This is a genomic window from Sodalinema gerasimenkoae IPPAS B-353 (genome assembly GCF_009846485.1).
GTDB classification, from domain to species: Bacteria; Cyanobacteriota; Cyanobacteriia; order Cyanobacteriales; family Geitlerinemataceae; genus Sodalinema; species Sodalinema gerasimenkoae.
The window spans coordinates 452,926-465,566 of the sequence record NZ_ML776472.1; the positions used below are offsets into that span (position 1 = coordinate 452,926).

Here is a 12,641-nt window from a genome sequence, read left to right on the forward strand (position 1 = left end):
TTGCTAGAGTGATAGGGGGACTCCTCCCATATTTTCGACACAAACACCATGAAACGAACTGTTTTGCTCTCAATTGCCGCGATCGCCGTTTTCGGACTGCCAGAACGCGCTCTATCTCAAGAATTTGAAGGCTGCTTTTTCATTGATGGTCATGGTCAGCTGATTAATTTAGATAATCTCTGTCCCCGTCCGTCTAACGGGGAAAATGCAGACAGTTCAGCCCCGACGAATGTTGTTCCTGGGGAGCGATCGCGAGCTGCTAGTCTGGTGGAGGTGCCGATTCAACGCCGGGTGGCGGGGATTCCCGTGGTCGAGGTGATGTTCAATGGCCGTCGCTCCTATGAGATGCTGGTGGACACTGGAGCGAGTGGCACGGTGATTACGGCACAAATGGCCCGGGAGTTAAATATTACCTCAGCCGGAACGGCGACGATTGATACGGCCAGTGAACGTGGGGTGCAAATGGATATTGGCTATGTGTCTTCGATGGAAATCAATGGGATTGCTCTACGCAATACTCCCGTCACCATTGGTTCGGAAGCCTTACAACTGGGGTTGCTCGGACAAGATTTTCTCAGGGGCTATGATGTGACGATTCGGGAGAATAGCCTAGAATTTGCTCGGCGTAATTAAGTGGGGCAACAGTTGGGGAAGCTAGCTCCAGTCCTCTTCGTCGGCTTTGCGGGTTCCCACGTTAAAAACACGGGCCTGGCTATGGAGTTCTCGGGTTTTCTTAAATAGGTCTTCTTCTGTGAGATGCCAACGTTTGAGCAAGGTATCCAGGTCATTTTGGATATCTCTTGCACCGGGAAAGCCGTTATAGCGAACTCGCAGGCGAGCCAGTTCAGAGAGGTTGAGGTCGTCGGGTTCGGCGGCCAAAAGACTGTTGATGGCCATGCGATCGATTTTGGCTTGAGGATGTTGTTGGTCTTTCATGATGACGTGTTCAGGGCAATTTTTAAATTGATTGAGGTGTTTTTAGGTTTTATTATTGATAACAATAAAGCGTATCCCGTTGTTGCGGAGTTCGGCCCAGGGAACGAATAGCCTCTTGCAGGGTTTCGGGTTCCATACAAGTCCCCCCTTGAGCACCAGCCATGGAGGTAATATGTTCCTCCATGAGTGTGCCACCAATATCGTTGCAGCCCCAGGAGAGGGCCGTGGTGGCGCCTGTTAAGCCGAGTTTGACCCAACTCGGTTGATGGTTGGGAATCCATTGTCCTAGAAATAAACGGGCTACAGCCGTCAGTAAGAGGGCATCCTCTAAAATCGGCTGATCTCGTCCCACTCGCTGCCGTAAGGGGGCTGGAGCCTCTTGACCGATAAAGGGCAGTAAAATAAATTCCGTGATTCGGGCCGGATAATTGCGATCGCCCGCCCGTTGTTGCAGCGATCGCAACTTGCCAAAATGTCCCATCTGTTGCTGACGAGTTTCAATATGGCCCGAGAGCATCGTGCTGGTGGTGGGCATCCCCAGACGGTGGGCAGTTTCGACAATCTCCAACCAGGTGGCGGTATCGGTTTTCTCAGGACAGAGGATGCGGCGAACCTGCTCATCTAACACTTCTGCTGCTGTTCCCGGCATCGATCCCACTCCTGCCTCTTGCAACGCCGCAATCACCGCCCCATAACTCAGATCATCCTGTTGGGCGATGAATTGAATCTCTTGGGGAGAAAAGGCATGAAAATGTAATTGAGGACAGGCCTGTTTTAACTCACGAACCAGATTTTGATAATAGGCCAGGGAAGAACCCTCTTGTTTTGCCTCGGGGTTCAATCCCCCCTGCATACAGAGTTCCGTGGCCCCTCGCTCAACAGCTTCCTGGGCTTTGTGTAGCATCACCTCTAGATCGAGCCAATAGGCCCCCTCCTGCCCCGCATCGCGACGAAAGGCACAGAAGCTACAATGTTGCTGACAGATATTGGTGAAGTTAAGATTGCGGTTAATGATGTAGGTGACCGTATCCCCCACCTGTTGCCGTCGTAACTCATCGGCAGCCTCACGGATGGCGGCGATCGCACCAGCATCGGTTTGTTCTAGGAGAGTTACCCCCTCGGCTTCACTCATCGCGTCCCCAGCTAGGGCGCGATCGAGAATGGCATCAAGGGCCAGGGCTTGGGTTCCCGGACTGGCTTCAAACCTTGCTAGATTGGACTTTCCCATAATCAACTTTCCTGTAAAGGCAACGAGGAACCGTAACCCCTCCTCATGTACGTCATTTTAACCCTGTGAAATCACTCCTACGCCGCCTCAAACCCTATCTACGTTGGTTTATCTTAGGAGCGACCCTCTTTTTCCTGCTGCAAACCCTCTACCAGCATTGGAGTGAGGTGAGCCAGATTCGCCTGCGTCCCCAAGGGGGGGGTTGGCTCGTCGCCTCCCTCGGCCTCACCTTACTGGCTCATACCTGGTCAGGATGGGTCTGGGGTTGGATTTTGCGGGAGTTTAACCAGCCGGTGTCTCAATCCTGGGCCACTCGCGTTTTTCTGAAAACTAACATTGCCAAATATCTCCCTGGCAATATCTGGCATTTCTACGGACGGATTCGGGAAGGGCAAAAGGCAGAGTTATCGGGGGTGGCGGTGACGGCGAGTGTTCTACTCGAACCCCTGCTGATGGCGGCCGCAACTCTGCCGGTGGTGTTGTTTGCGGTGGGGGAGTCTCGGGGTTGGCTGGGAGGTTTGGCGTTAGTGGCAGTCTGTGTGGGCATTCATCCCCGTTTCTTGAACCCTATCCTGGAATGGGTAGCTCAGTTGAAACTCAAGGGGAAATCTCTCCCGAACGGGGATTCGACCTCTGATGAGTCTCCCCCGTCTAAAGAATTTCGCATTCGCCGTTATCCCCTCCGTCCTCTGATGGGGGAGTTTTTGTTTGTGGGATTGCGAACCAGTGGCTTTCTCTTGGTTTGGTTGGCGATCGCCCCCATCTCTTTATTAGATCTGCCTCTCCTATTTGGCGGGTTTAGCTTTGCTTGGTTACTGGGGTTAGTGGTTCCGGGGGCCCCTGGGGGGGTTGGGGTTCTCGAAGCTACCGCTGTCTCTGTCTTAGGAACCCGTTTTCCTATGGGGACGGTGTTGGCGGCTGTCACCGTTTATCGTCTCATGAGTGTCATTGCCGAAGCTGCCGGGGCTGCGATCGCACTCCTATGGGAAAATCGCTCTGGGAGATCCTGATTCGAGGAATCTAGGGACAGATTGGGACGGGTGGCGGAGACTCTTCTCTCATGATCATAGAGAATTTGTCGGATACCCCTATCACCTGAGATCCATTCAGATTTTTTTAACAAATCTATAAGCTGCGCCAATTAAACTCAGTTCCTTTATCCGTATTAAACCTGGCTAACGTTGCTTACCCACCCGAAAACTTCTTGGGATAGAATCCTTGAAAAGCAATGGGTTAAAGGGCTTAAAAGCACCAATACCTCTGCTATTATTTTCATTGAATCAGGCATTTTTTGGGCTTCCATTGACGGAAATTGCCAAAGTGGATAACCCTAGCTTAGGATATTTACTCCTGATTTCTGAGACAAATGCACCCCTCAGTTGTAGAATGCTGGGGAATGGTCAGTTGTTTTCAGACCCCTTGTATCCTCATTTTGGTCAGGTCTTCAATTGGATCTGTGATATCTGTGAACTGGCAAACGCTTCAATTTATCAGTTGTCCCCCCTGAGTCTTGTTAACTCGTCCTTGAGTTAACGGCGAACCGGCGATCGCCAAGCAACGGTCGATGAGTTCATCTCCGTAAACTTGGTTTCCCTCAAAGCACTTGGGGGAGGTGAGTTTGTTGGCGTCTCCTTGAGTAAGATTACTCAATTTTTTGGATCGATCTTCCCTATCCCAGCCGTCGCTCAAAGAAGTGACTCCCTTGCCGTGGTATTTTTCTGAAAAAGCCACGTCATGATACTGTTTTGAACTCTCTATGAACTTAAATCCCGATGTCCTGAAACGAGAATGGTTCTCGAACGTGAAAGGCGATATTTTGGCCGGGGCCGTTGTGGGCCTGGCCCTAATTCCCGAGGCGATCGCCTTCTCGATTATTGCTGGAGTTGACCCCAAAGTAGGACTCTACGCCTCCTTCATCATCGCCATTGTGACGGCCTTCCTCGGCGGACGGCCCGGTTCCATCTCCGCCGCCACCGGGGCCATGGCCTTGCTGATGATCGATTTAGTCGCCGATTATGGCTTAGACTACCTCCTCGCTGCCACCCTACTCACCGGCATCTTCCAAGTCATTTTTGGCCTAGTGAAACTGGGTCGGCAAATGAAATATGTGCCGCGATCGGTAGTCACCGGCTATATTAACGCCCTAGCGGTTTTGATTTTCCTAGCACAACTGCCACAACTGACTAACGTTCCACCGGCAGTGTACGTGATTGCGGTCTTATCTTTGGGCATCATCTATATTCTGCCCCGGTTTACCCAAGCCTTCCCCTCTCCCCTGGTGGCGATCGCCGTCATGACCTTTGCTAATATCATCTTAGACCTTGACGTTCCCACCGTCGGCGACATGGGAGAACTGCCCACCGCCTTACCCGTCTTTAGCCTCGCCGACGTACCGTTCACCCTAGAAACCCTACAAATCATTTTGCCCACGTCCCTGACGATGGCCATTGTGGGGTTGTTGGCCTCCTTCCTCACCGCCACCCTAGTTGATGAACTCACCGATACCCCGAGTGATAAGAACCAGGAAGCCAAAGGACAAGGGGTTGCCAACATCATTACCTCATTTTTTGGGGGCATGGCCGGCTGCGGCATGATCGGTCAATCGGTGATTAACGTGCAATCTGGGGGACGGGGACGACTCTCAACCTTTGCCGCTGGCGTCCTGTTGCTGTTTGCCATTCTCGCCCTAAGTGATTGGGTCCAACAAATCCCCATGGCAACCCTGGTAGCTGTGATGATTATGGTCTCCATTGGTACCTTCCGCTGGGCCTCGATTCAAGCCATTACCCGGATTCCTCGCAGTGAAACCGTCGTCATGCTAACCACCATGTTACTGACGATCGCCACCCGCAACTTTGCTCTGGGTGTTGCCACTGGCATCATCATGAGTACTGTCTTCTTCTCACGCAAAATCGCCCAGTTGGTCTTTGTGGACAAAGTGCTCAGTGAAGATGGTAACCACCGCATTTATAAAGTCGCCGGTCAGATCTTCTTTGTCTCCATTGAAGAATTCCTGGAGTCCTTTGATTTTAGTGAACTCGTTGATCACATCACCATTGACTTGACCTACGCCCATCTTTGGGATCAAGGGGCCGTCGCGGCAATTGACAAAGTGGTTCTCAAATTTCGTCGTAATGGTGCCGAGGTTGAACTTCTAGGGTTAAATGAAGCCAGTGCCACCCTTCTCGATAAATTAACCGTGCAAGAAAACCCAAATTTAGTCAAACAACAATAATCTGCCCATGAGTCTCCAATTCCAGTTTTTCACCTAACCTAGCTCCCATGAAAACAATTCTTCTCTGTACCGATGGTTCATCCTTTGCTGAAAAAAGCTATTACTATGGCAGTTGGCTGGCACACCGCTTAGCCGCCAAAGTGAGTGTTTTATTTGTTACAGACATTCGCAGCCAACAAGTAGCGTCAACGGGAAATCTCAGCGGCAGTATTGGCATCGGTTCCTCCCAAGACTTGCTCAAAAAGCTAGTCGATTTAGAACATGAAAAAGCCAAGATTAACAATCAACGGGCTAAATTTATTTTAGAAAAAGCCAAAACAATTTTAGGAAACTCCGGTTTACAAACCATCAACTTGATTCACAAAACAGGATTTCTCGTCGATTGCTTTCATGAATTTGAGCAGAATGCAGATCTAGTGGTCTTGGGAAAACGAGGCGAAGCCGCTGAATTTGCCTCGGGACACCTTGGGGCAAACTTAGAACGCATTGTGCGCAGTAGCCAAAAGCCTTGTTTTGTCACCTCCCGTACCTACCATGATATCGAGCGTGTTTTAGTTGCCTATGACGGCAGTAAAACCGGCAAAAAGATGCTGAATTTCCTCATCGCATCTCCTATCTTTAAAGATTTGGAAATCCACATCGTCACCATTGCCAAGACGCCGGAAGACCCGGTGAGCATTTCCCGCATCGAAGAGGCTCGTTATCAGTTACAAGATGCAGGAATCAACCCAGTTTGCTCCTTGCAAACCGGAGATGCTGAACAGGTGATGAGCAAGTATGTCGAAGACTACAAAATTCAGTTGTTAGTGATGGGGGCATATGGTCATAGCCGAATTCGTCATTTAGTCATCGGGAGTACCACAGCCCAAATGTTGCGATCAAGCAACATTCCTGTGCTTCTCTACCGTTAAGTTTGTTGTTCTGCAATTGTCCAGAATGCCTGATTGTTTTTTGCATTTTATCGGAATTTTTCAATGCTCTACACAGTTAAACGGTGGTTTCCCAACCTCCACTTGCGTAACCTCAAGGGTGATTTCCTTGGGGGATTAACGGTTTCGATTGTGGCTCTGCCCCTAGCCCTTGCCTTTGGCGTCTCCTCCGGTGCAGGAGCCATTACGGGGCTATATGGGGCTATCTTTGTGGGGATCTTTGCCGCTCTCTTTGGCGGAACCCCCTCGCAAATCTCTGGTCCGACGGGGCCGATGACCGTGGTCATGGCGTCAGTGTTTACTGCCTTAACCGCTCAATATGGGGTCGAAGAGGGGTTGACCATGTCCTTTACGGTGGTCATGTTAGGGGGACTGTTCCAGATTATCTTCGGGGCCCTGCAACTGGGGACTTACATCACCATGATGCCCTACACGGTCATCTCAGGCTTTATGTCTGGGATTGGTGTGATTATTGTGGCATTGCAACTGGGACCCTTTTTAGGCCATACCGCTTCAGCAAGTGTGATCGAAGCAATGCGGGACTTGCCCACTTATCTGAGTGATCCCAATGGGCCAGCGGTGATTTTAGGAGCGGTGACTCTGGTAATTGTCTTTACCTGGCCACGACGGCTCAACCGGATTGTCCCGTCGCCACTGTTAGCCCTGGTGGTAGGGACGGTGATGGGCCTGCTGTTTTTCGGGGAGACTGAGTTACCGGTCATCGGCGAGATTCCGAGTGGCCTTCCTGAACTCCGATTACCGGAGTTTGAATGGGAAGCTTTGAGAACGATGACCGGTTATGGTCTGATGTTAGCGACCTTGGGGGCAATTGACTCCTTGCTCACGTCCCTGGTGGCGGATAACATCACTCGCACGGAACATGACCCCAACCGGGAGTTGATTGGCCAAGGCATTGGCAATATGGTGGCGGGCCTGTTTGGTGGTTTACCGGGTGCGGGGGCTACCATGCGAACGGTGGTCAATGTGCAAGGGGGAGGACGCACGCCTTTTTCTGGGGTGGTGCATAGTCTCTGTTTACTGGTGGTGATGTTGGGGGCAGGTGCTCTGACGGAGCCGATTCCCCATGCGGTGTTGGCGGGGATTTTGATTAAAGTTGGCATCAATATTATTGATTGGAGCTTTTTAAGACGGGCCCACCGCATTTCCCTTAAAGCCACTGGCTTGATGTATGGGGTCTTGTTCCTAACGGTGTTTGTGGACTTGATTACGGCTGTGGCGGTGGGTGTGTTCTTTGCGAACCTGTTGACGATTAAGGGTCTTAGTGAGTTACAAGCGAAGCAGGTTAAGGCGATTGTTAGCCCCAGTGATGAATCCCTCGATGAGGAAGAGCAAGACTTGTTAGAGCAGGCTGAGGGTCGCTTGATGCTCTTTGCCATTAGTGGTCCGATGAGCTTTGGCTCGGCTAAGGCCATTTCTCAGCAAATCACGATGGTGAATGATTATGATGTGCTGATTTTAGATTTATCGAATGTTCCCCGTTTGGGGGTGACGGCCTCGTTGGCGATTGAAACGATGGTCTTGGAAGCGAACCAGAATCGCCGCGATGTGTTTTTGGTTGGGGCCCACGGACGAGTCCTCGAACGGCTCGATCGCATGGAGGTTATAGCCGCCTTAACTCGGGAGAAGGTGTTTGAATCTCGGGTTGAGGCGTTACGTCAGGGGGTGGCTCTGATTGGTATAAAATCTGCGGCTCGGGCTGAGGCGGGGACGTCACGCCGTAAGCGTTGACCCCCGGGGGCTGTTCGTTAGATCTGAATTTGATGATTTGGGGGGACGGCGTTTGAGCCACCCCCTTTTGTTTGCTGCCTTTTTGTTTCATAATTGGGGGCAAACATCGAACAATTATGGTTGACGCTTCGACATCTGCGGCTACTCTGAATCCTTCTGTCTTGCTCCAACAACTGCTGGATGGTCAGTCTCTGACGCGATCGCAGGCCAGTCAGCTTATGGAAGGCTGGCTCAATGAGGAGATTCCTCCAGTTCTCTCGGGAGCCATCCTAGCAGCGTTGCAAGCCAAAGGGGTGGATACGGAGGAACTGGTGGGGATGGCTCAGGTTCTGCAATCTCTGAGTCACGCGACAACTGAGGCCCCTCTGCCGGAACCCCGTATTGATACCTGCGGCACAGGCGGCGATGGGGCCTCGACATTTAATATCTCCACCTCGGTGGCCTTTGTGGCGGCGGCGGCGGGGGTAACGGTGGTTAAACATGGCAATCGCTCGGCGTCGAGTAAGGTGGGGTCGGCGGATGTGTTGGAAGCCTTGGGGATTAATCTACAAGCTCCCAGTGAACGAATTGAGGCGGCGGTGTCTGAGGTGGGGGTGACGTTTCTGTTTGCTCCCGGTTGGCATCCGGCCATGAAGGCCGTGGTTCCCCTCCGCAAAACCCTGAAAGTGCGGACGGTGTTTAATCTTCTGGGGCCGCTGGTGAATCCCCTGCGTCCTACGGGACAGGTCATGGGGGTCTATGATCCGAGTTTGTTAAGCATTTTAGCTGGGGCCTTGGGTCAGTTGGGAACCCAGCGGGCCATTGTCCTTCATGGACGGGAACGCCTGGATGAGGCGGGATTGGCGGATATCACGGATTTGGCGGTCTTGGAACAGGGACAGGTCACGTCTCAAGAACTCAATCCCCAAGAGGTTGGACTCCAGAGTGCTGCCACCGAGGCCCTGCGAGGGGGGGAAATTGAGGAGAATACGGAGATTTTGCGATCGCTCCTCCAGGGAAAAGGAACCCCGGCCCAGCAAGATGTGGTGGCCCTGAACACGGCCCTAGCATTACAGGTGGCGGGAACGGTTCCTATGGGGGACACCACAGGGGGGATTGCGATCGCCCGCGACATCCTAAAAAGTGGAGCCGCCTGGGATAAACTAGAGGCACTAGTCCGCTTCTTAAGGCCCTAGGCTACTCCCGAACTCAACCGCCTTGGGTTGGGACAGAACTGATAGGAGTCATCCCCATGTTGCCTAACCCCGATACGGTTAAAAACGATATCGACCGATTAACTGAGGAACAACTCCGGCAGGTCGCTGATTTCATTGCCTTTCTCAGATTTCGCGATCGCCGTCATCGCCAGGTTCTACATGAGGATCAACTGGCATCCCTCGCCAGCGAGTTTGCTGAGGAAGACTCACGACTCGCCGAGTGGGGGATGGGGGATTACACAGAATTGTTGAATCATGAGGATCTCTCATGACTGACCCACCGAAACGGGGGGAGCTATGGTTAGCAAATCTAAACCCAACCCAAGGCTCGGAACAGGCGGGGATTCGACCGGTTATTATCTTTCAGAATAATCTTGTTTCCAAGTTTTCTACGACAACGATTGCCATTCCCCTAACAACTAACCGGCGACGTGCAGCCCTCCCAATTTGTCTTCTATTAAATCAGGGAGAAGCTGGTCTAAGTCAACCATCAGTGGCATTATGTTTTCAGATGCGTGTTCTTGACAAAACTCGTTTAATTCGTAAATTGGGTCAACTTACCCTGCTAGGTTATCTCAGTTGGAAGATGTCGTGTCAATGACGCTTGGCTATGAATAAAATGCTGTATTAAAGGAATATGACATAAGGATATTTAACCTTTTAACGTTTAAAACCATTTCATCAACAGGTCAGAATTTAAAATGTCTTTTGTCGGATTACATATTCATAGCGATTACAGTCTCCTCGATGGAGCCAGTCAACTACAACAACTGGTCGATCGCGCCGCAGAACTAGATATGCCCGCGATCGCCCTCACAGACCACGGCGTGATGTACGGGGCCGCTCAACTGGTGAAAATCTGCCGAGGCAAAGGTGTAAAACCCATCATCGGCAATGAAATGTACGTCATCAATGGCGACATCACCAAACAAGAACGTCGCCCCCGCTATCACCAAGTTGTCCTGGCAAAAGATAACATTGGCTATAAAAATTTAACAAAACTCACCACCATTTCCCACCTAGAAGGCTATCAAGGAAAAGGTATCTTCTCGCGTCCTTGCATCAACAAAGACCTACTCGCTGAATATCGCGAGGGGTTAATCGTCACCAGTGCCTGTTTAGGGGGCGAAATTCCTCAAGCGATTCTCCGTAACCGGCTCGATGTGGCCCGTCGTATTGCCACCTGGTATAAAGACACCTTTGGCGAGGATTTCTACATCGAAATTCAAGACCACGGCTCTCGCGAAGACCGAGTTGTGAACGTAGAACTGGTGCGAATTGCGCGGGAACTCGACATTGAAATTATCGCCAGTAACGACTCTCATTATATCTCCTGCTACGACGTAGAAGCTCATGACGCGCTGCTGTGCATTCAAACCGGGAAATCCATTATTGAAGATAAACGGTTGCGCTATAGCGGCACAGAATACCTGAAAACCGCCGAAGAAATGGCGCAACTGTTCCGGGATCACTTAGAAGATGATGTGATTGAGGAGGCGATCGCCAATACCCTCAAGGTTGCTGAAAAAATCAAGCCCTACGACCTCTTTGGCGACACTCGCATTCCCGACTTTCCCATTCCTTCCGGCTACACCGCCGACACCTATCTCGAAGACGTGGCCTGGGCCGGCCTACTCGATCGCCTCAACGCCAAAAGCCGCAGCGAGTTAAGCCAGGAGTATAAAGAACGGCTGGAATTTGAACTCAAAATGATGCAACAGATGGGGTTCTCCACCTATTTCTTGGTGGTCTGGGACTACATCAAATTTGCCCGCGATAATAATATCCCTGTTGGTCCCGGACGAGGATCGGCGGCGGGGTCGTTGGTGGCGTATTCCCTGCGCATTACTAATATCGACCCTGTCCATCATGGCTTACTGTTTGAACGGTTCCTAAACCCCGAACGGAAGTCCATGCCAGATATTGATACCGACTTCTGCATTGAACGTCGCGATGAAATGATTCAATATGTCACCCAACAATATGGGGTAGACCGAGTGGCGCAGATTGTCACCTTTAACCGCATGACCTCCAAAGCGGTTTTAAAAGATGTGGCGCGGGTGTTGGATATTCCCTATAAACAAGCCGACCAAATGGCAAAAATGATTCCAGTGTCGCGGGGAAAACCGGAAAAATTAAACGTGATGATTTCCGATGCCACTCCCGCCCCGGAATTTAAGGAAGCCTACGATAGTGACCCCATTGTACAACGGTGGCTGGATATGGCCATTCGCATTGAGGGAACCAACAAATCCACGGGAGTTCACGCGGCGGGGGTGATTATTTCCGCTGACCCCATTGATGAGATTGTCCCTTTGCAGCGCAACAAAGATGGGGGCATTACCACCCAATATCCCATGGAAGATTTAGAATCCATGGGAATGTTGAAAATGGACTTTTTGGGCTTAAAGAACTTAACCACGATTCAAAAAACCTTGGATTTAGTGGAACAAAGCCAAGGAATCCATATCGACCCCGATGAGTTAGCCATTCATGAACGAAAAGGCCAGGCAATTCTAGCTCGTAATCCTGAGAGTCAATTACCGAAAGATATCCAAAACACCTATAAACTCATCGCCGAAGGAAAACTCGAAGGGGTGTTTCAGTTGGAATCGTCCGGGATGCGCCAGGTGGTGCGAGATTTGAAACCCTCTTGTATTGATGATATTTCCTCAATTCTTTCTCTCTACCGTCCGGGGCCGTTAGATGCGGGACTGATTCCCAAGTTTATTAACCGTAAACATGGTCGGGAAGAGATTGTGTATGACCATGCTATGTTGGGGTCGATTCTCAAGGAAACCTATGGGGTAATGGTGTATCAGGAGCAGATTATGAAAATCGCTCAGGATATGGCCGGGTATTCCTTGGGGGAAGCGGATTTACTTCGTCGTGCCATGGGTAAGAAAAAGATGGCGGAGATGCAGAAGCATCATGGCATTTTTATTGATGGCTGTGCCAAGAATGGGGTGGATAAAAAGACCGCTGAGGCTCTGTTTGATCAGATGGTGAAGTTTGCGGAGTATTGTTTAACCTATGAGACAGAGGTGATGACGCTTGAATATGGGGTGATGCCGATTGGTAAACTGGTTGAGGAGCGGATTTCCTGTCAGGTGTATACGGTGGATGCCAATGGTTTTATTTATACACAACCCATTGCTCAATGGCACGATCGCGGTCAACAAGAGGTGTTTGAATATCAGTTAGAGGATGGTTGCATCATTCGGGCCACCCCAGACCACAAGTTCATGACGGAATCGGGAGAAATGTTAGCAATTGATGAGATTTTTGAGCGTAATCTGGAGTTGAAATCCATTAAGCCAGAGCTAGAGGTTCCCATGGCCAGTTAACGTTGCAATCTAGGAGCAATG

Annotated in this window: 12 protein-coding genes; 9 read left to right on the top strand and 3 right to left on the bottom strand. The window is 50.8% G+C overall.

All coding sequences use genetic code 11. From position 1 onward, the window contains the following. Nucleotides 1–48: 48 nt before the first annotated feature. Nucleotides 49–633, top strand: coding sequence for a retropepsin-like aspartic protease family protein (locus tag L855_RS02055; protein WP_159783613.1), 585 nt, complete (start codon nucleotides 49–51; stop codon nucleotides 631–633). Between the two features lie 21 nt (nucleotides 634–654). On the opposite strand, the gene L855_RS02060 is transcribed toward L855_RS02055, so the two are convergent. Both L855_RS02060 and cofH read right to left on the bottom strand, forming a co-directional pair. After that, entirely contained in the window at nucleotides 655–936 is a 282-nt protein-coding gene (locus L855_RS02060) for a DUF3288 family protein (protein WP_159783615.1), read from the bottom strand. A gap of 52 nt (nucleotides 937–988) precedes the next feature. Further along, nucleotides 989–2,164, bottom strand: coding sequence for a 7,8-didemethyl-8-hydroxy-5-deazariboflavin synthase subunit CofH (gene cofH / locus L855_RS02065; RefSeq protein ID WP_159783617.1), 1,176 nt, complete (start codon nucleotides 2,162–2,164; stop codon nucleotides 989–991). A 65-nt stretch (nucleotides 2,165–2,229) separates the two neighbouring features. Here cofH and L855_RS02070 point away from each other — a divergent pair, with 65 nt between their 5' ends. Further along, on the top strand, nucleotides 2,230–3,174 hold the full coding sequence (locus tag L855_RS02070; protein WP_159783619.1) for a lysylphosphatidylglycerol synthase transmembrane domain-containing protein: 945 nt from the start codon (nucleotides 2,230–2,232) through the stop codon (nucleotides 3,172–3,174). 472 nt (nucleotides 3,175–3,646) lie between these two features. On the opposite strand, the gene L855_RS02075 is transcribed toward L855_RS02070, so the two are convergent. After that, entirely contained in the window at nucleotides 3,647–3,814 is a 168-nt protein-coding gene (locus tag L855_RS02075; RefSeq protein ID WP_159783621.1) for a hypothetical protein, read from the bottom strand. A 106-nt stretch (nucleotides 3,815–3,920) separates the two neighbouring features. Here L855_RS02075 and L855_RS02080 point away from each other — a divergent pair, with 106 nt between their 5' ends. From L855_RS02080 to L855_RS02110, 7 genes are all read left to right on the top strand, one after another. After that, nucleotides 3,921–5,399, top strand: coding sequence for a SulP family inorganic anion transporter (locus L855_RS02080; RefSeq protein ID WP_192924977.1), 1,479 nt, complete (start codon nucleotides 3,921–3,923; stop codon nucleotides 5,397–5,399). A 47-nt stretch (nucleotides 5,400–5,446) separates the two neighbouring features. After that, complete coding sequence (locus L855_RS02085) at nucleotides 5,447–6,310, top strand: universal stress protein (protein ID WP_159783623.1); 864 nt, start codon at nucleotides 5,447–5,449, stop codon at nucleotides 6,308–6,310. Nucleotides 6,311–6,373: 63 nt separating this feature from the next. Continuing rightward, a complete protein-coding gene (locus tag L855_RS02090) occupies nucleotides 6,374–8,077 on the top strand; it encodes a SulP family inorganic anion transporter (RefSeq protein ID WP_159783625.1) in 1,704 nt (567 codons plus the stop codon). A 116-nt stretch (nucleotides 8,078–8,193) separates the two neighbouring features. After that, nucleotides 8,194–9,252 carry an anthranilate phosphoribosyltransferase gene (gene trpD / locus L855_RS02095; protein ID WP_159783627.1) on the top strand — a complete coding sequence of 353 codons (1,059 nt, stop codon included), beginning with the start codon at nucleotides 8,194–8,196 and terminating at the stop codon, nucleotides 9,250–9,252. A 56-nt stretch (nucleotides 9,253–9,308) separates the two neighbouring features. Next, complete coding sequence (locus L855_RS02100) at nucleotides 9,309–9,545, top strand: hypothetical protein (RefSeq protein WP_159783629.1); 237 nt, start codon at nucleotides 9,309–9,311, stop codon at nucleotides 9,543–9,545. Next, a complete protein-coding gene (locus L855_RS02105) occupies nucleotides 9,542–9,874 on the top strand; it encodes a type II toxin-antitoxin system PemK/MazF family toxin (RefSeq protein WP_159783631.1) in 333 nt (110 codons plus the stop codon). The genes L855_RS02100 and L855_RS02105 overlap by 4 nt, the downstream gene beginning before the upstream one ends. Before the next feature lie 100 nt (nucleotides 9,875–9,974). Then, nucleotides 9,975–12,620 (top strand): DNA polymerase III subunit alpha, encoded by a 2,646-nt coding sequence (locus L855_RS02110; protein WP_159783633.1) that lies wholly within the window; start codon nucleotides 9,975–9,977, stop codon nucleotides 12,618–12,620. Nucleotides 12,621–12,641: the final 21 nt, after the last annotated feature.

What these genes read in the sequence shown, in the direction of transcription:
- L855_RS02100 (WP_159783629.1), top strand. Translation starts at nt 9,309, where the DNA reads ATGTTGCCTAACCCCGATACGGTTAAAAACGATATCGACCGATTAACT.
- L855_RS02080 (WP_192924977.1), top strand. Translation starts at nt 3,921, where the DNA reads ATGAACTTAAATCCCGATGTCCTGAAACGAGAATGGTTCTCGAACGTG.
- L855_RS02055 (WP_159783613.1), top strand. Translation starts at nt 49, where the DNA reads ATGAAACGAACTGTTTTGCTCTCAATTGCCGCGATCGCCGTTTTCGGA.
- L855_RS02105 (WP_159783631.1), top strand. Translation starts at nt 9,542, where the DNA reads ATGACTGACCCACCGAAACGGGGGGAGCTATGGTTAGCAAATCTAAAC.
- L855_RS02060 (WP_159783615.1), bottom strand. Translation starts at nt 936, where the DNA reads ATGAAAGACCAACAACATCCTCAAGCCAAAATCGATCGCATGGCCATC.
- cofH (WP_159783617.1), bottom strand. Translation starts at nt 2,164, where the DNA reads ATGGGAAAGTCCAATCTAGCAAGGTTTGAAGCCAGTCCGGGAACCCAA.
- L855_RS02090 (WP_159783625.1), top strand. Translation starts at nt 6,374, where the DNA reads ATGCTCTACACAGTTAAACGGTGGTTTCCCAACCTCCACTTGCGTAAC.
- L855_RS02085 (WP_159783623.1), top strand. Translation starts at nt 5,447, where the DNA reads ATGAAAACAATTCTTCTCTGTACCGATGGTTCATCCTTTGCTGAAAAA.
- L855_RS02110 (WP_159783633.1), top strand. Translation starts at nt 9,975, where the DNA reads ATGTCTTTTGTCGGATTACATATTCATAGCGATTACAGTCTCCTCGAT.
- trpD (WP_159783627.1), top strand. Translation starts at nt 8,194, where the DNA reads ATGGTTGACGCTTCGACATCTGCGGCTACTCTGAATCCTTCTGTCTTG.